Annotated in this window: 13 protein-coding genes and 1 riboswitch; of the genes, 6 read left to right on the top strand and 7 right to left on the bottom strand. The window is 71.4% G+C overall.

The annotated features are described in order from the left end of the window. Nucleotides 1–9 precede the first annotated feature (9 nt). Nucleotides 10–3687, bottom strand: coding sequence for an apolipoprotein A1/A4/E family protein (locus MWU75_RS14805; RefSeq protein WP_247092194.1), 3678 nt, complete (start codon nucleotides 3685–3687; stop codon nucleotides 10–12). 143 nt (nucleotides 3688–3830) lie between these two features. Continuing rightward, nucleotides 3831–5870 (bottom strand): ElyC/SanA/YdcF family protein, encoded by a 2040-nt coding sequence (locus MWU75_RS14810; protein WP_247092196.1) that lies wholly within the window; start codon nucleotides 5868–5870, stop codon nucleotides 3831–3833. A gap of 80 nt (nucleotides 5871–5950) precedes the next feature. On the opposite strand from MWU75_RS14810, the gene MWU75_RS14815 reads away from it, so the two are divergent. Both MWU75_RS14815 and MWU75_RS14820 read left to right on the top strand, forming a co-directional pair. Beyond that, complete coding sequence (locus MWU75_RS14815; RefSeq protein ID WP_247092198.1) at nucleotides 5951–6901, top strand: PfkB family carbohydrate kinase; 951 nt, start codon at nucleotides 5951–5953, stop codon at nucleotides 6899–6901. Then, nucleotides 6898–7746: a 5'/3'-nucleotidase SurE gene (locus MWU75_RS14820; protein WP_247092200.1), complete on the top strand. Its 849-nt coding sequence runs from the start codon at nucleotides 6898–6900 to the stop codon at nucleotides 7744–7746. Before MWU75_RS14815 ends, MWU75_RS14820 begins: the two co-directional genes overlap by 4 nt. A gap of 56 nt (nucleotides 7747–7802) precedes the next feature. On the opposite strand, the gene MWU75_RS14825 is transcribed toward MWU75_RS14820, so the two are convergent. Genes MWU75_RS14825 through MWU75_RS14835 form a run of 3 tightly spaced genes read right to left on the bottom strand, consistent with a single transcriptional unit; the run spans nucleotide 7803 to nucleotide 9059 of the window. Beyond that, nucleotides 7803–8309 (bottom strand): low molecular weight protein-tyrosine-phosphatase, encoded by a 507-nt coding sequence (locus MWU75_RS14825; RefSeq protein WP_247092202.1) that lies wholly within the window; start codon nucleotides 8307–8309, stop codon nucleotides 7803–7805. A 56-nt stretch (nucleotides 8310–8365) separates the two neighbouring features. Beyond that, nucleotides 8366–8743, bottom strand: a complete 378-nt coding sequence (locus MWU75_RS14830) for a multidrug efflux SMR transporter (RefSeq protein ID WP_247092204.1) — start codon at nucleotides 8741–8743, stop codon at nucleotides 8366–8368. 1 nt (nucleotide 8744) lies between these two features. Then, nucleotides 8745–9059 (bottom strand): multidrug efflux SMR transporter, encoded by a 315-nt coding sequence (locus MWU75_RS14835; protein WP_247092206.1) that lies wholly within the window; start codon nucleotides 9057–9059, stop codon nucleotides 8745–8747. Nucleotides 9060–9096: 37 nt separating this feature from the next. Then, nucleotides 9097–9157, bottom strand: a riboswitch (guanidine-III (ykkC-III) riboswitch). Between the two features lie 80 nt (nucleotides 9158–9237). Here MWU75_RS14835 and MWU75_RS14840 point away from each other — a divergent pair. Together MWU75_RS14840 and ric are read left to right on the top strand one after the other, a co-directional pair. After that, the gene (locus MWU75_RS14840) at nucleotides 9238–10161 is read left to right on the top strand and encodes an exodeoxyribonuclease III (RefSeq protein WP_247092208.1); all 924 of its coding nucleotides are present in this window, start codon (nucleotides 9238–9240) and stop codon (nucleotides 10159–10161) included. Between the two features lie 54 nt (nucleotides 10162–10215). Then, nucleotides 10216–10920, top strand: a complete 705-nt coding sequence (ric, locus tag MWU75_RS14845; RefSeq protein WP_247092216.1) for an iron-sulfur cluster repair di-iron protein — start codon at nucleotides 10216–10218, stop codon at nucleotides 10918–10920. A gap of 59 nt (nucleotides 10921–10979) precedes the next feature. Here ric and MWU75_RS14850 read toward each other — a convergent pair whose 3' ends face one another. Continuing rightward, nucleotides 10980–11897, bottom strand: coding sequence for a LysR substrate-binding domain-containing protein (locus MWU75_RS14850; RefSeq protein WP_247092218.1), 918 nt, complete (start codon nucleotides 11895–11897; stop codon nucleotides 10980–10982). Between the two features lie 86 nt (nucleotides 11898–11983). Here MWU75_RS14850 and MWU75_RS14855 point away from each other — a divergent pair, with 86 nt between their 5' ends. Both MWU75_RS14855 and MWU75_RS14860 read left to right on the top strand, forming a co-directional pair. Further along, nucleotides 11984–13090 carry a pyridoxal-phosphate dependent enzyme gene (locus MWU75_RS14855; RefSeq protein WP_247092220.1) on the top strand — a complete coding sequence of 369 codons (1107 nt, stop codon included), beginning with the start codon at nucleotides 11984–11986 and terminating at the stop codon, nucleotides 13088–13090. A 14-nt stretch (nucleotides 13091–13104) separates the two neighbouring features. Beyond that, complete coding sequence (locus tag MWU75_RS14860; protein WP_247092222.1) at nucleotides 13105–14277, top strand: amidohydrolase; 1173 nt, start codon at nucleotides 13105–13107, stop codon at nucleotides 14275–14277. Nucleotides 14278–15303: 1026 nt separating this feature from the next. Here the strand turns inward: MWU75_RS14860 and MWU75_RS14865 are convergent. Then, on the bottom strand, nucleotides 15304–16941 hold the full coding sequence (locus MWU75_RS14865; protein ID WP_247092224.1) for a crosslink repair DNA glycosylase YcaQ family protein: 1638 nt from the start codon (nucleotides 16939–16941) through the stop codon (nucleotides 15304–15306). Nucleotides 16942–16956: the final 15 nt, after the last annotated feature.

Below are 16956 nucleotides of genomic sequence, written 5' to 3' on the forward strand. Positions count from 1 at the left end.
TCCGGCGTCTCAGGCGCCCGGCGCGAAGGCCGAGCAGTAGGTGGACCAGGCGTCGCTGTGGCCGGCCGAGTCCGGCGGCATGATCTCCCGGAACACCGGGTCACCCTTGGACCCGGCCAGCTTGCGTTCCACCGAGATCTCGACCGACGCGGAGAAGAACAGCACCTCCACCTCGACGACGATCGAGGCGCGGCCGACCATCTTGCCGGTCGGGAAGTCGTAGGTGAGCGACAGCTCCAGGGTGATCGAGGCGGAGATCAGGCCGAGCACGTCGACCTCGCCGCGGATGCGGAAGTAGCCGGTCAACGATCCGGCCTCACCCTCCAGCCGCAGGTAGACGCCGACGGTGATCGACACCGACCCGGACGCCACCCCGAGGTCGACGGACAGGGCAGCCGCGGCCTCGAGCCCCATCTCGAGAGAGACCATGCCCATGGGGGAGAGCCGGATCGCGACCCAGCCACCACCGCCGATGCACATGACGGTGAGGCGGAAGGGGCTGTCCTTGGAGCAGAAGTTGAACCCGACGGTGACGGCGTCGCCCAGGAACGGCACGCGGGCGTCGGCGCCGAGGGAGATGTTCTCCAGGCTGAACACCCCGACGGAGACGTTGGGCAGCTCCAGGTCGAACCCGGCGGTGACGCCCGCCGGTGACACATCGACATACGGCGGGTCGGCGAAGCCGTCGAACGGGATCATCCGGCGCAGCGTCTCGATGAACCCCAGCGCCCCGAGGAACTCCATCCCGCCGAAGACGACGTCGACCTCGGGCTTGCTGTTGGAGCCGACCCGGAAGCCGATCCGGGAGAAGTTCATTGCCATCAGCGGCTCGCCGGGCAGCAGCACGAGCGCGAAGTCGCGCAGCTCGGCGCTCACGTCGGCGCTCGGGGCTCCCTGGGCGCTCGCGCGGACCTCGACGGCGAGCGCGAAGCCGCGCGGGTCCTTGGCGTGGAAGACCGCGTCCGGGGGCTCGCCGGGCCAGCTGCCGATCGGCGGGCGCCACTCGAACCGGGCGGAGACACCGGTGGCGGGGGTGAGGACACCTTCGACGAAGGTGTCGATGGCGTCGAGCACGTCCTCCATCACCGACAGGGCGGTGATGAGCGCCTCCAGCGGCTTGCTGAGCGCGGAGCGGACCGCCGCGGGCATCCTCGGGTGGTTGACGACGGGGCGCAGGTCCTCCAGGGACCCGGCGAGGTCGGCGGCGGCGTCGGCGGCCGGGTCGGCGGCCGTGGGGTCCTCCAGCAGGTCGGCCAACGCGTCGCCGAGGGCCGTGAGCTGGCTGAGCAGCCCCGTCGCCACCGTCTCCAGCTGCGCCTGGGCGTCCTCGATCGCCTCGATCGCGCCCTGGTGCATCTCCTGCGCCGCGGCGAGGTCGGCGGCCAGCCGCTGACGGGCCTCCTCGATCGCCTGGGTCAGTCGCTGCACCTGCGTGGCGATGGCGCTGACCGTGTCCAGGGCGTCGGTGACGAAGGAGGGCGCGTCGTCGAGGGTGAGCTCCTCCCCGGTGATCGCCTCGATCAGGTCGACGAGGTCGAACAGCCCGAACAGCTTGGGCAGGGCACCCTGGAGGAAGGTGGCGGGGTCGAACGTGCCGTCGGCGAGCCCGCCCGCCGTGCTGCCGTCGTCGCCGACCGCCCCGAGCGAGCGGGACAGCGCCCGCACCGCCAGGTTGGGCGCGACGAAGCCGCCGGCGCGGTCCGAGCCGGAGGTGAAGTCCAGGGAGACCGGGGGGCTGCTGAGGGTGAGGAACAGGGCGGAGGGGTTGGCCGGTCCGAAGCCGGGCTGGTCGGTCTCCTCTGCGTCGGGGTCGTCCGCCAGGTAGGCGGCGTTGAACTCCAGGTCCACCCCGGGTGCCTGACCGGCCAGGTGCCGCATGGACGGCACGACCGCGTTGCTGCGCTGCAGGTAGGGCCGGGAGGTGAACGCCTCCGTGTCCAGGTGCCCGTCCCAGGTGAGGTGGTTGACCTCGAGCCGGGTGTCGCCGTGGGCCGCGGATGCGGCGAAGCTGACCTGCTGTCCGCGGGCGCCGATCTGGCGGTGCGGGTTGTAGAGGGCCGAGATCTCCTGCCCGATCTGCTGCGGCGACTTCCCGTCACCCAGCCGGTCGATGATCGCCACGTCGGGGACGAACAGCAGCGGCGCGGAGAGGCTGATCGTCTCGCCCGCCTGGTCCGTGCCCGCGATGTCCCACGCGAACGGGACCTCGCCGCGCAGCGGGAAGAACGCCTCGAGTGGCGTGCTGGGGGTGATCGGGTCCAGGTCGGGGGTGACCAGCGGGTCGAGGGTGACCCGGGACAGCGGGGTGTCCCGCTCGGTCCAGGCACGCGTGGTGTCCTTGAGCACGATGAAGTTGCGCTGCCGCAAGTATGCCGTGCGCGTCGCCTCGTGCACCTTGCGCTCGGTCAGCTTGACCCACTCGCACCGGTGCCCGAACGGGTAGAGGAAGCCGGGGTAGGTGAGACGCACGTAGGAGTCCCGGCCCATCTGTGCCACGTGGCGGTAGGTGGTGATCGGGGTGACCTGCCCGGGCCAGCCGGACGGCACGCCATACTCCGAGGTGTCCCACGACCCGCGCCAGTCGACCCATGCGCCGAGGGCCGAGAGATACAGCCTGCGGACCCGGAACGGGACGGGCGTGACGCCCTCGTGGGTCGCCGCGCTCTGCCGGACCAGGCTGCGCCGGTCGATCGGGTTGGTCGACATCGGCTCGTGCACGTCGGTGTCGGTGCCGGCGTCGGGCGCCTCGAGGTCGCGGGACCAGACCGCGCGGACGACACGCTGCACGCCGCCGTCGGTGTGGCCGACGACCTTGCCGTCCTCGTTCACGACGCGGGTGGTGAGCCGGGTGTGCCACAGTTGCGCACGCTGGGCGGCGTCCGCTCCCTGCGGACCGGTCCCGTCCTCGGGTCCGTTCCCGGGCACGGTCGGCGGCAGCACCGGCTCGACGTCGTGCACGAACGCTCCGTGCTCGGCGCTCGGGGAGACGATCAACCGGTAGGGCACCTCCAGCGCCGTCTCGTCCCCGGCGGGGACGCGCGGCTGCGGCTTGCGGCCCGGCCGGGGCCGGACGGGGTCGATCGGGCGGGGCAGCGGCACCAGCTCCCGGGCACCGACGCGGGTGAGGCCCCGCAGCAGCCGGGCCTGCTCGGCACCCACGACCGCGCGGTGCACCGGCACGGCACCGTGCCGGGCGGCCCGCTCGAGACCCCGACGGGGGACGCGGCCGATCACCGGGCCGATCACCGGGCCGATCACCCACGGGGGCAGGACCAGCCCGGGGCCGGAGCCCGGGGACTCGTCCTCCGGATAGCTGGGCGGCCCGGGGGTGGCCAGCGGCACGACCTTGAGGGTGAGCCGGGGGATCGCCTCGAGCAGGCCCTCAAGGCTCCAGTCCAGGCGCTGACCCGCGGGCAGCTCGTAGACCAGGCGGGAGGGGCGGGCCGCGCGGTGACCTGCCAGACCGGACGGCTCCGGCGACACCTGCGACTCGGGGAACGCCTCCTCGCCGAGGTGCTGGAAGGCGAGGTCGACGATGAGGTGGCCGTCCTCGCCGTCGGAGACGAGCACCGGCCCCCCGGCGGACTCCTCGACCAGGAACCCGACCGCGGTGACCTGCAGGTCCAGCAGGTCCAGGGGTCGCAGCATCCGGGCCCTGACGACCTGTCGGCGACGTGGTGGGGGCATGCGCGATCTCCCTCCGACCCGAGGTGATGCCCCCTCGTGGGTCACCAGACCTCTCCGACGACGCTAGTGGCCGGAGCGTCGTCGCGAAATGGGTAGTTCTGCCCACACCGAGGGCTGTGGAGTCGTCCGGCAGGATGACCCGGTCAGCGCGTGACGAGCCAGGCCAGGGTGCCGCTGACCGCGACGACCAGCACGGCCAGCGTGCCGTGCAGGACCGGCGTGCGGGCGAGCACCCCGACGAACTCGCGGAGCACGGCCGAGGGGAAGTAGTAGCGCGCCGTCGGTGCCCCGACGACCTGGGCGTCCAGCCCCAGCTCCCGGGCGATGATGGCCGCCCGGAAGGCGTGGTAGTCGTTGGTGGTCACCACCAACGACGTGCCCCGGCCCTCGGCCACCAGCAGGTCCCGGGAGAAGGTGAGGTTCTCCTGCGTGGTGCGGGACCGGCCCTCGACCCGGACGAGCTCGTCGTCGGCCCCAGCGCGCACGGCATACTGTCCCATCACCTCGCCCTCGGGCGCGACCTCGTCGGGGCCCTGGCCGCCGGACAGGACGAGGAGGGGGCGACGGCCCTGCGCGGTCTCCGCGTCGAGGACCTCCAGTCCCTTGTCGATGCGCGCCGCGAGGAGCGGCGGGACCCGGTGGCCGTAGACCCGGGAGCCGAGGACCACGATCGCGTCCCGGCCGGGCTGCGCCGGGACGCGCGCATAGGCCAGGCCGTAGATGACGAAGGCGCCGAGCAGCAGCGCGATGTGGGCGGTCAGCGCCAGGCCGGCCACGGCCGGGACGATGAGCCAGGTCAGGTCCAGCAGGAGCCCCGTGACGAGCAGCGCGATCAGGGCCAGGACGCCGGCCACGGCGAGCAGGCTGAGCAGATTGCCCAGGCCACGGCCCTCGCGGTGCACCACGACGAGGCCGGTGTAGAGCAGGTAGCCGACCAGCACCAGGTTGGCCACGACGAGACCGACGGCGACGGCACCGGCGAGGCCGGCGCCGACCACCGGCGACAGGGCTGAGATCGTCAGCAGGACCGAGATGCCCAGGTAGACCAGGGCCCCGACGACGAAGACCGCCGAGCTGAGGCTGCGCGGGTCGGCGCCGCGCTCCGCCGACCCCGCCGCGACGTCCGGCTCGCGGGAGTCGACGACGACCAGCCCGGAGGCGTAGCCGCTGATGCCCCGGGTGTTGATGAACAGGACGACGACGGCGGACAGCGCCGCCCACGCGAAACCGAGCTGACCGAACGCGGTGACCCCGGCGTCCTCGGGGAGGGTGAGCAGGACGTAGCCACCCGCGCCGGTCAGGCAGCGGACGAGCCACTGGTGCCAGCCGGGGCGTCGACCGTCGGGTCGCACGGGTCGCAGGTAGACCAGGTGCTGCCCGAGGGTGGCGCCCGTCGAGGCGGGGACGGCGAGGAGCAGCACCACCGCCGCGGTGATCGTGGCGACCACCTGGATCAGCACGGTGTGCGCCTCGTAGTCGCGGCCGGTGAAGTAGAGCGCGAACCGCACGCTGAGCGGGACCCCGACCCCGACGAGCAGCACCGAGACGAGGTCGACCGCCATCCCGGTCAGCCGCCGCAGGGGGCGCACGGGCTGCGGTTGGTCGGCCGGGCGCTCGTGCTGCCCGGGGACCAGCCGGGCGAGCGGGGCCAGCGCCACACCGATCGCGGTGCCGAGCGTGTTGGCGATCAGGTCGTCGGTGTCGAACAGCCGGTAGGCGCACGGGTAGACGAACCAGTTGCCGGTCAGCTGGGTCAGCTCGATGAGCAGCGATGCCCCCAGGCCGGTCGCGACACACCACGCGGGACGCCACCGGAACAGGTGCCGCACGAGCATCCCGAGCGGCACGAAGAGGGCCACGTTGAGGACCACCTGGCGCAGCGCCGGGTCATGCAGCAGACCGACGGGCCCGCCGCTGGCGTCGATGTCGCCCAGGAAGCGGAACGGGACGAACTGGGCCCGCAGGGTGCCGTCACAGATCAGGTCCTCGACAGCCGGCAGCGGCAGGATCGTGTAGGTCCACAATGCCATCAGGTAGACGATCGCGGCCGCGCTGAGGAGGGCGTGCCCCGGGCCGGTCGTGCCGCGGCGGAAGCTCCACGCGATGTAGGGGATGAACAGCAGCGGAAGCGCCACCACGCCCAGCAGGACCGCGAGCACCGCCGAGGCGCTGAACCCTTCCACGCCGCGAGCCTATGTGGTGCGGTGTCCCTCAGGGGCCGGGAGCGGGTGCACATCCCGCGATGCTCTGCGACCGTTGGTGCGTGAGTCAGGAACCCTGGGTGTGCGTCGTCGCGCCGACCTCGATCCTCATGGTGGAGATCGAGCGGCCCGAGGACGCCTTCGACGGGGACGACTCCCGCGCGGAGATCCACGTGCACCGCGGGGGTCAGGGGTTGTGGGTCGCCACCATGGCCCACTCGCTGGGCGCCCGGGTGACCGTCTGCGGACCGTTCGGCGGCGAGACCGGGACGATCCTGCGACAGATCTCCAGCACGGCCGGCCTGGAGATCTCGGCGATCGAGTATGCCGAGGGGAGCGCCGCCCTGGTCCACGACCGGCGCTCCGGGGAGCGGCAGGAGGTCGCGCGGATGCCGGCCGGACCGCTCCGTCGGCACGAGACCGACCAGCTGTTCGGGGCGGCGCTGGTCACCGGCATGGACGCCGACGTGTGCGTGCTCACCGGTGCGCAGCCGCCCGAGGTGCTGGCACCGGACTTCTTCGGGCGGCTGGCCCACGACCTCCTGGTCGGGGAGACCATTCTGGTCGCTGACCTGTCCGGTGAGGCCGCGCTCCGGGTGGCGGAGGTGGGCCCCGCCGTGCTCAAGATGGCGCACGACGAGGTGATCGAGGCCGGCCTGGCCGACGACGACTCAGTGTCGAGTCTGAGGGCGGCTGCCGCGCAGCTGGTCGAGGGTGGCGTCGGGACCATGGTCATCTCCCGCGCCGACCAGCCGACCCTGGTGGTGCGCCCGAACGGTGCCTGGTTGGTGCGCACGCCTCCGCTGTCGTCCGTGGACCACCGCGGCGCCGGCGACTCGATGACCGCCGGCATCGCCGTGGGGATCGGCCGCGGTGAGCCGGTGCTGGACGCGGTCCGGCTGGGTGCCGCCGCAGGGACCCTGAATATCACGCGCCGGGGCCTGGGCACCGGCAGCCGCGAGGAGATCGAGCGGTTCACGACGCAGGTGACGATAGAGGAGCTGGACTCATGAGGGTGTTGGTGACCAACGACGACGGGATCGACTCGCCCGGGCTGACCGTGCTGGCCAACGTGGCGCACGCGGCGGGCCACGACGTGCTGGTCGCGGCCCCGTCGCACCAGTACTCCGGTGCGTCGGCGTCGCTGATCGGCCACGAGGTCGACGGGCGGTTGGAGCTGACCGACGGTGCCCCACCCGGGCTGGTCGAGGGCGTGCCCGCCCACGGGGTGCGGGCGGCCCCGGCGCTGATCACCTTCGCCGCCGGCTACGGCGCCTTCGGGGAGCGGCCCGACCTGGTGCTCTCCGGGGTCAACCTCGGGGCGAACACGGGTCACGCGACGCTGCACTCCGGCACCGTCGGCGCAGCCCTGTCCGCGGCGACCCAGAGCATCCCGGCGCTCGCGGTCTCGATCGCGTCGGCCGACCCGGCGCACTGGGCGACCGCGGAGGAGGTCTGCCGGGTGGCCTTCGACTGGATGGTCGAGCACGCCCCGGAGGGGCGGGTGCTCAACGTCAACGTGCCCGATGTGCCGATGGAGCGGCTCCGTGGGTTGCGCGTCGCCCGACTGGCGCAGTTCGGCGCGGTCCAGGCCGCGGTGAAGGAGCGGGGCGAGGGCTGGGTGCACATGTCCTACGAGGAGATCGACGTCGAGCACGAGCCGGGCACGGACGCCTACCTCCTGGAGCACGGGTGGGCCACCGCCTCCCTGCTGCGCACCCCGATCCACGACGTGGCCGAGCCCGCACCCCCGGAGTTCACCACCGACGCCGCGGAGCACGCGGAGGATGTCGTGGAGGTCAGCCGTGGCCGCACCATGTCCTCCGGGCGGGAGCCAGGGGACAGGGGGCGGGACTGAGGCGTCGTGCCCCGGCTTGACGGTGCGATGCTGTTGTCCAGCTCCGGCTCCGGTGTTCAGCGCAGGGCGCGCTGGGCCGCCAGGACCTCCTCGACCGTGCCGTTCTCGATCGCCTCGACGAGCCCGTCCACGGCGTCCTCGATCTGGTCGTACATCCGCACATAGGCGTCCCGCGGCAGGCCCCAGGGGTCCGGGATATCGCGGACCTCGTCCGCCGCGTCGCTGGCGAAGGCTCCGAGCCGCACGACCTTCGCCTCGTCCTCGGGGCGTTGCGCGAGGGCGAGGATGTCCGCCTCGTTTGAGCTGTCCATCGCCAGGATCAGGTCTGCCTCGGCGAAGTGCTCGGCCGCGAACTGCGCCGCCCGGCTGGTGAACGCGTAGCCGCGTCCCTCGCCCTCGGCGACCGAGTGCTCGTGCGGCGGCCGGCCGAGGTGGTAGTCACCCGTCCCCGCCGAGGACACGGTCACGTCGTCCAGTCCGGCCCGCTCGAGCCGGTGGACCAGCACCGACTCGGCGGCGGGTGAGCGGCAGATGTTGCCCAGGCAAACGGTCATGATGCGCATGTCAGCGAGTCTGTCAGAGCGCGGCCGATCCGACCGTGCGGGCCTCCATCGGGTGCCTAGCCCCCCGCGGTCGGGGTGCGCTGGCCCGGGCTGACCCGGACCTCGTCCTCGCCCCTCGGAGCGGTGGCGAACTTCAGGCCGACCGCGCAGCCGATGATCCCCACCAGGAAGAGCGCCTTGAGCGGCGTCAGCGCCTCCTCCCCGGTGACGACCGCCCAGACCACGGTGAGCACGGCACCCAGACCGGTCCACACGGCATACGCCGTGCCGGTGGGGATCGTCTTCATCGCCCACCCGAGCCCGACCAGGCTGATGACGGAGAAGATGACGAAGACCACCGTGGGGCCGAGACGGGACAACCCGTCGGACTCACCCAGGGCGGTCGCCCAGACCGCCTCGAAGACCGCGCTGACCAACAGCACCGCCCAGGGCATGTCAGGACACCACCTTCAGGCCGACGACGCAGCCGACGATCCCCAGCAGCAGCAGTATGCGCAGCAGGGTCGCCGGCTCGGTGCCGCGCAGCATCGCCCACAGCACGGTGAGGCTGGCGCCTGTGGCGGTCCAGACGGCGTAGGCGGTGCCGGTGGGGATGGTCTCCATCGCGAGCGCGAGTCCCCAGACCGAGGCGATCATGGCGACGACGAAGACGATGCTCGGCCGCAGACGGCGCAGTCCGTTGGAGACACCGAGCGCGGTCGCCCAGACCGCTTCGAGCACTCCCGAGCCGATCAGCAGAACCCAGTCCATGACGATCACTTCCTTGGCAGACGGGACGGGCAGAGAAACTGGCCAGTCTTGTCTTGTCCGGGTACTGAACCGTCGTCCGGGGTGCCGGGCACCGCGTCCAGGATAGCAACGCTGCTCACGAGCACCGCGCGGTCGGGACGGTGACGCAGGCCGGGAGCACACGGCATACTCTCGCGGGGTGCTGCGCATCGCCTCGGTCAACGTCAACGGGATCCGGGCCGCCCACCGTCGGGGGTTCGGTGACTGGCTGACCAGCCGCGCCTGTGACGTGGTGGCGCTGCAGGAGGTGCGGGCACCGCTGGACAAGCTGCCGGTGGACGCCTTCGGGGAGTATCACGTGAGCTACGAGCCGGGGCAGCTCGCGGGGCGCAACGGGGTGGCGGTGCTGACCCGCCGGCCGCCGGCGGCGGTGCGCACCTGGGACGCCGACGTGCTGGTCCGGGCGCCGGGTGAGGACCACCTGCACACCGAGCCGGCGCCGGACCGGGTGCCGCTGGCGCGCGGGCTGAGCCGCCATGCCCATGAGGGGCGGTATGTCGAGGTCGACCTGGCCGAGGCGCCGATCACGGTCGCGAGCCTCTATCTGCCCAAGGGCGGACTGCCGGCGCACCTGCAGAAGCCGGGGCGGATGCGGGAGGCGCCGGACGGTGGCGCGCGCTACGAGCGGAAGATGCGCTTCATGGCTGCCTTTGCCCGGCAGCTCTCACGGACCCGGCGCGCCGCGGCGGCGGCCGGCCGGGAGTTCCTGCTGATGGGCGATCTCAACGTGGCACACACCTGGCAGGACGTGGCTCGGTGGCGGAGCAGCCAGCGGGCCGAGGGCTTCCTGCCCGAGGAGCGGGAGTGGATCGGCTCCCTGCTCTCACCGCGGACCCTCGTCGACGTGGTGCGGGCGGTGCACCCGGACGCCGAGGGGCCCTACTCCTGGTGGTCCTGGCTCGGACAGTCGTATGCCCGTGACGCCGGGTGGCGCATCGACTACCACCTGGCCACGCCGGGGCTCGCGCGCACGGCGGTCTCGGCGCAGGTGGACCGGGAGCACCGCGGCATCCGGCTGTCGGACCACGCACCGGTGGTCGTCGACTATGACGTGGGGAGCTGAGGCAGTGACCGTTCTCACGCTCACGGGGCGGTCCCTCTCGGATACGGTGACGACATGACCGTTGAGACGTCTGCCACGCTCGCGGACCTTGTCATCCAGGACGCCCGGCGGGCCCGGATCCTGGAGTCCTTCGGCCTGGACTACTGCTGCCACGGTCAGCACTCCCTCGCCGATGCGACGACCGAGGCCGGGGTGGATCTGCGCGAGGTGGTGCGGGCGCTCGACCTGCCCGCGCCGCCCAGCCCGCCGGTGCGCGTCTCCCAGGAGCAGGCCGACCTCGCCCACGACATCGTGGACACCCACCACGCCTACATGTGGGAGGAGATGCCGCGCCTGCGCGCCCTGGTCGAGAAGGTGGCCCGCGTGCACGGCGAGCGCCACCCCGAGCTGGCCCGCGTGGAGGCCCTGTTCACCGCCGCGATCGCCGAGCTCGATCCCCACATGACCAGGGAGGAGCGCGTGGTCTTCCCGGCGATCAGCCGGTTGGAGAGGACCGGTGCCCACACCGGGTCGCTGGCCGCCCAGATCGAGGTGCTGGTGGACGAGCACACCGTGGTGGGTGACCTCTTCAAGCAGCTCAACACCGCGACCGGTGGCTATGCGGTGCCGGACGACGCCTGCGGCTCCTACCGGGCGATGCTCGACGGGCTGCGCGCGATGGAGCTCGACCTGCACGAGCACATCCACAAGGAGAACAACGTCCTCTTCCCGGGTGCGCTGCAGCTGGAGCAGGCCGCGACCACCCGCGGCGGGGCCTGAACGCTCCTCGCGAAGGCGAGACCAGCTGGGCCACGGCCCGATGCTCGACACTCGCTCGGTCACTGACCGGCAATCACCCATGTCGTATGCCGTGACTCACCGGCGCCCTCCGCCCGCAGGGCGCACACGACGGCACCGATGGCCGGCCGGTCGCCCGCTCCGGAGCGGGTCGCGGTGTGGACCTGCCGGCGTGGTCGCCCCGGCAGGGGCACGGCGCGCACGCCCGGGTGCGACGAGGCTTCCGACAGCCCGGGCAAGAGGGCTGCCGCGAGGCCACGCTCGACCATGCGCAGCTGGACCTGCAGGTCGGAGGAGGTCACGGTGATGTCCGGCTCAAACCCAGCCTCGCGGCATACTCGCACCGCCCACTCCCGAGCGGGCGTGCCCGGCGGCTGGCCGGCCATCGGACGATCCGCCAGGTCACCCACCTCCAGGTGCCCCCAGTCCCGCGGCACCACCAGGTCGAGCCCGTCGGAGAGCAATTCCGCCCGGTCCACGCCCAGGGTGCGCGGCAGTGGATGACCTGGGTACTCCTCCACCAGCACGAGGTCGAAGTCACCGCCGGCCAGGGCGGGCAGCGAGGCCTCCGGCTCCAGCTCGGTGACCTCGACCCGCAGCTCCGGATGCTGGCCCCGAAGGTCCAGGAGCGCCGGCGGCAGCAGGGTGAGCACGGCGCTTTGGAAGGCCGCGACGCGCACCGTCCCGACCACCTCGCCGTGCAGCCCGGCCAGGCCCGCCTCGGCGCGCTCCACCCCCGCGAGCAGGTGCACGGCGTGGCCGACAAGCAGCTCGCCGGCTGCGGTCAACCGGACCCGACGTCCCACCGGCTCGAGCAGCGCGACGCCTGCCTCCCGCTCGAGCACCCCCAGCTGGGAGGACACCGATGACGGGCTGTACGACAGCGCCTCGGCGACCGCACCGATGGTGCCCCGCCGCGACAGCTCCACGAGTAGGCGCAGCCGCCGTAGGTCCAGCACGGCACTCCAATCGTTCGGGTTTGTCGCATGGTTGATATCGAGTTTAGGCGCTAGACGCGAACGATCCTCTCCACGACACTGGCCGTATGACGTCCTGGTTCAGCAATCCCTCGGACCGCCGGTGGTCATCGACGGCGGCGCCACCCAGCGCCGCCCGCGACTTCCACCGCACTCTGGCGGGCTATGCACCGACCCCGCTGATCGACCTCCCGGACCTGGCTGCGGAGCTGGGGGTCGGTCGGGTTCTCGTCAAGGACGAGTCGGCGCGGCTGGGCCTGCCCGCCTTCAAGATCCTCGGTGCCTCCTGGGCGTGCAAGCAGGCGCTCGAGCGCTGTCCCGGTGCACGGCTGGTGACCGCCACCGACGGCAATCACGGCCGGGCTGTCGCCCGGATGGCGCGCGAACTGGGGGTGACGGCCACCATCTTCGTCCCGGCCGTCATGCCGGAGAGCACCGCCGCTCTCATCGAGTCCGAGGGCGCCGAGGTGGTCCGGGTCGACGGCGACTACGACGAGGCAGTCCGCTCGGCGGCAACCTATGCGGACGGGGGAGGCGCGCACGGGCAGCCACCGGGGACGGGATCACCCCGCGTGCTGGTCCAGGACACCGCCTGGCCGGGTTATGAAGAGGTGCCGCAGTGGATCGTCGACGGCTACGCAACCCTGGTCGAGGAGGTGGACGAGGCCCTCGGCCGCCAGCCGGACCTCTTCGCGGTGCCGGTGGGTGTCGGGTCGCTGGCCCAGGCGGTCGTCGCCCACTACCGTCGCGGCCGACTCCCGCACGAGGCGCGTCGGGACGGTGCGGCAGGCGCCCCGACCGCCTACCCGACCCGGGTCCTCGCGGTCGAGCCCGACACTGCGGCGTGTGTCCTCGCCAGCCTGCATGACGGCAGACCCACGTCTGTGCCGACCCCAGACACGGTGATGGCCGGGCTCAACTGCGGCACCGTCTCGAGCCTGGCCTGGCCCACGCTCCGTGACGGGTGCGACGCGGCGGTCACGGTCACGGACGAGGCCGCGCTGTCCGCGTCCCGCGACCTCGCGGCGCGCGGGGCGTCCTCCGGCCCGTGCGGTGCCGCCACCCTCGCCGGGGTGCGGGCTGCGTTGACGGATCCATCCCGACGGGCTGACCTCGACCTGCCTCGCGATGCCGTCGTCGTGCTCCTCTCGACCGAAGGGCTCGACTCGGCATGACCAGCAAAGCCCCGATGACGACACCATCCGACGCCTCCCTCGCGAACCGGCTGCGGGCGTGGCGCCACCACCTCCACCGGCACCCGGAGACCGCGTTCGCCGAGCACGCGACCTCGGACTATCTCGCCTCGGCCCTGGAGGACCTGGGGTATGCCGTCACTCGCGGCATCGGCGGCACCGGCCTCGTCGCATCGCTGACCAGGGGGTCGTCCAGACGGGCTGTCGGCCTCCGCGCGGACATGGACGCGCTGCCGATCCAGGAGGTGCCCGGGCGCGCTCACGGGTCGGTCAACGACGGCGCGATGCACGCGTGTGGGCACGACGGCCACATGGCGATGGCACTCGGTGCGGCAGCCGTGCTGGCTGAGCGTGGCGGCTTCGACGGCACGGTGCGGTTCATCATGCAGCCAGCCGAGGAGCCAGGTCGTGGAGCGCAGGCGATGCTCGACGACGGACTGCTGGAGCGGCTTCCGCTCGACGTGCTCTACGGGCTGCACAACCTCCCGGGCGTCCCGGCCGGCCACCTGCACGTGCGCAGCGGCGCGATCATGGCCAGCGAGGACAACTTCACGGTCGTGGTCCACGGCCGCGGTGGGCACGCCGCGCGACCCGAGGCAGTCGTCGACCCGCTCGTGGTGGGGGCCGAGATCGTGCTGGCGCTGCAGACGGTGGTGGCGCGCGGCGTGCCCCCGGTGCACCCTGCCGTGCTGTCGTGCACCGGATTCGAGACTGACGGGGCGCGCAACGCCATCCCCTCGACGGTTCGCATCACCGGCGACACCCGCAGCTTTGACCCGGGGATGCAGGAACTGCTCGAACGACGAATCCGCGAGGTCGCCGCAGGCGTTGCGACGGCCCACGGCGCACGTGCCGACGTCTCCTACACCCACGAGTTCACGCCCACCATCAACAACCGCGAGGTCACGGAACGGGCGGTCGCTGCCGCTGTCATGGCGCTGGGCGCCGACCGGGTCGACGGCGACTGTGCCCCGATCCTGCCGAGCGAGGACTTCGGCGTCCTCGCGCGCCACGTGCCGGCGTGCTTCGCCTTCCTCGGCAACGGAACGGAGGTCGGCCGTGGCGGGACACCGCTGCACAGCGCCGACTACGACCTCAACGACGACATCCTCCCCGCCGGTGTGGCCTTCTACGTCCAGGCAGTCCATGCCGAGCTGCCCGCACGTTGAGGCATCGATTACTGGAGGCCCAGCACTCGTCACGGCCAGACCGTCGGCTACTTCATCCCGGTCAAGCAGGGCCGGGCCGCCGACGCTGCCGCCCTTCGTGCGGCCGGGGAGAAGCTCGACGCTCTGCTGCAGGCCACTGAGGCAGAGGTTGATGTGATGGTTGAGGAGTACAAGCGCACCCGTAAGGCCGAGAAGTAGTGGCGGCGCGTCGCCTCGTCGAGCTGCTCGACGGCGGGCCGTTCCACGACGCTTCGAAGAGCCTGAGCTCGGTGGCAGTGAACCTGAGGACGACTACCAATTTAGTGGCTGAGCAGTCAAAGGCCGAGACCGAGGCGCTTCGGGACCTGTCTACCCAGCACCAGCGGGAGTTTTGTGAGGACGCATCACTTCGGGTTCATACCATTGTCAATCGACCCACGGCCCAGCCACGCATTCCACTTCGCACCGTCGCCATAAATCCCAGCCCCCGGCAGCGTGACCTGTTCGACACCACCGCCTGGAAGGCCTCGCACTCCCGACGGGTCGCGATCGAGTCCACCAACGCCGAGGCCCGCAACCACTGCGCCGACATCAACCGCGGCTACACCCGTGTCTTCGGACTCGCCCACACCAGCCTGCTGCTCGCATTCGGCCTCGCCGGGCTCAACGTCCGCATCCTGCACGACTGGCACGAGACCCCGCCGACTGCCCGACCCCTGGGCAGGGTCCGTCGACGTGCCACTGGACTCTCGGCCACGGCAAAAGGCCACCACCGGCGGCCGACCCCCTCTCCCCGCACCGGCCCTCCACGGCGGTCGTCACCGCGTCTCATCGCTGCACTTCGCACTGTCGCTGCTCCTGGCGACCCCAGGAACGGCGAAAGTCCCGATCAGATCGCTCTGACCGGGACTTTCATCAACCTGCTGCGGGCAGTTTCGTCAACTACCTCTCGGTGGGTAGTTCCCGAAACTCCCTGATGCGTCCACCCAACACATGGTTGCTCTCCAGGCACAGCCGATGGTGGACTCCAGGCACACCTTTGAGTTCTTATGCCCGGACGTACTTGGCGCCGCGGCGCTCGCCGACCAATCGCAGCTCACCGCGGTCGACCATGCGCTTGAGCACCCCCCTGGCTTGCGTCGGCGACACCTGGCACAGCCCCGCCGCTTGCGCTCGGGTGATCGATCCGTACGCATCCACGTAGTCACCGATCATTCGCTCTTGCTGGATGGGGTCTGCACCCTTCACGCGCACGTAGGCGGTCCGATCCTGCGCCAGGTCGTAGAACCGGGGAGTCAGGTGCAGGCGTCGGCTCCGGCCGACGCCTCGGCTCTCGAGGATGCCCAGCTCCACCAGTTGCGTGGTGGTGCTTCGCACCGTTGCGGGGAGCATGGCCAGGGCCTCGGCGAGCTCGCTCGGTGCGGCTGAGCCCATCGCCTTGATCTCGTGCACCACCCGCAACTGATCCAACCCCAGAGAGCGCTGCTGTTCGTTCTCAAACGTCAGCAGGAAGCGGACCAGATCGAGGTCCGCCGTTCCGAGAGGGACGGAAACCAAGACTGAGTTCGTCGTGGAGCGTGCATAGCTCGGCGCGTCGCGGCCGGCCCGCAGCTGCTGCTCGAACATCTCGTTGACCCCCTTACCCTTGCGCTCGACCAGTCCGGCCCGCTTGAAGGCGTCGGCAAGGATCGGGCTCCTGGGACGAGACTCATCCAGGATGTTGTGGATCGTGACGCCGGGTGGCAGACCGCCTGGGTTGCTCACCACGAACTCGGCATCGCCGATCTGCACCCTCGTGGGACCGAGGGCCGAGTAGTCGCGGTGCACGATGGCATTCGCGACTGCTTCGCGTCGGGTCACTGACGGGATGAGCGGGACGTCGACTCGGTGGATACCCGCCATCAGCTCCGTCACGCTGTTGCGCGCATCGATGAGTGCCTGCATCTCCTCGGTGACACGCAGGAGTGGCCCGACCAGGCGTTCGTTGGAAGGGCTTGCCACCCGCAGGTCCTGGAAGATGAACTCTGCGTTGGGCACCCATCGTGCGACTGCTTCAACCCTGCCGAACAGCAGGATGGCGCCGAGGCTCACCGGGGCCGCAAGGGGGACCAAACCGAGAGCTCGAAGGATGTCCTCGTCCTGGAGGTTCGCGGTGCTGTCCCTGGTCAGGCTGGAGAGTCGGCGATAACGGTCGAACTCAGCCGGGTCGAGATCCGTCTGGGTGGCGCCCACCGCGACGGCAGCGGCGTAGTCCTGCCCGCGGGTGACCATCCCCATGCTCACGATCTCCTGCGGCGACATGGGCACGCACTGGGGTTGGCCGAGGGTGTCGAGCACTCGCTTGGTGTAGTACCCATCCTTGGTCGCTACAGGGCCCGGCGTCGCCAGCGGCACATCAATGCGGAACACCTGTTGTCCGTCGATGTGCTCCAGCCTCACCGCGACTCCAAGTGGGGGGTCGGTGCTGTTCTGGACGTATGCCGCCACCCGCGCCGGATCCATGTGGCCGCCAGGGCGCGGCTGGGCACCTACGACCCGTCCGTCGTCATCCACACCGAGCAGGAGTGTGCCGCCTTGGGAGTTCGCCAGGCAGGTCACGGCCTTGGCGAGGTCCCGATCGTTGAGGTGAGACTTGAACTCGGTCGTCAGCGTCTCGCCACCCCGAAGGAGGTCCCTCGTGTCCATGCGCGACAGTATTGC

This window comes from Ornithinimicrobium sp. F0845, from assembly GCF_023015765.1.
GTDB lineage: Bacteria > Actinomycetota > Actinomycetes > Actinomycetales > Dermatophilaceae > Ornithinicoccus.

Coding starts and splice junctions, on each gene's coding strand:
- MWU75_RS14835 (WP_247092206.1), bottom strand. CDS start 9,059: ATGGACTGGGTTCTGCTGATCGGCTCGGGAGTGCTCGAAGCGGTCTGG.
- MWU75_RS14825 (WP_247092202.1), bottom strand. CDS start 8,309: ATGCGCATCATGACCGTTTGCCTGGGCAACATCTGCCGCTCACCCGCC.
- MWU75_RS14820 (WP_247092200.1), top strand. CDS start 6,898: ATGAGGGTGTTGGTGACCAACGACGACGGGATCGACTCGCCCGGGCTG.
- MWU75_RS14865 (WP_247092224.1), bottom strand. CDS start 16,941: ATGGACACGAGGGACCTCCTTCGGGGTGGCGAGACGCTGACGACCGAG.
- MWU75_RS14860 (WP_247092222.1), top strand. CDS start 13,105: ATGACGACACCATCCGACGCCTCCCTCGCGAACCGGCTGCGGGCGTGG.
- MWU75_RS14805 (WP_247092194.1), bottom strand. CDS start 3,687: ATGCCCCCACCACGTCGCCGACAGGTCGTCAGGGCCCGGATGCTGCGA.
- ric (WP_247092216.1), top strand. CDS start 10,216: ATGACCGTTGAGACGTCTGCCACGCTCGCGGACCTTGTCATCCAGGAC.
- MWU75_RS14830 (WP_247092204.1), bottom strand. CDS start 8,743: ATGCCCTGGGCGGTGCTGTTGGTCAGCGCGGTCTTCGAGGCGGTCTGG.
- MWU75_RS14855 (WP_247092220.1), top strand. CDS start 11,984: ATGACGTCCTGGTTCAGCAATCCCTCGGACCGCCGGTGGTCATCGACG.